Annotated in this window: 1 protein-coding gene; it reads right to left on the minus strand. The window is 60.2% G+C overall.

Going from position 1 to position 236, the window contains the following annotated elements:
* Window positions 1-141 (minus strand): TrmB family transcriptional regulator (locus EXE45_RS19055; RefSeq protein ID WP_137695205.1); only part of this gene is annotated, 141 nt, incomplete at its 3' end.
* Between the last annotated feature and the right edge of the window lie 95 nt (window positions 142-236).

Raw genomic sequence — 236 nt, forward strand, 5'->3', positions numbered from 1 at the left:
GATCCGTGCTTTCGGAATCCCCGTCGCCTCCGCGAGATCCGGCGCCGTCGTCCGGCCCAACAGCAGCAGTTCCTCTAAGGCGTCGGCTTCGTACTCCGTCAGATCGAGCAACGAGAAGAGGTCCTCACCGGAATCGGGCATGTACGCCTCTCCTCGTGCGCTCCGTAAGTACGTACTGGTAGGGCCGGAAGGGTTATTAGGCGGGCGCCTATACGGTTACTCAGAACATGAGTAAC

The sequence above is a fragment of the Halorubrum sp. SP9 genome, from assembly GCF_005435015.1.
Taxonomy (GTDB): domain Archaea; phylum Halobacteriota; class Halobacteria; order Halobacteriales; family Haloferacaceae; genus Halorubrum; species Halorubrum sodomense.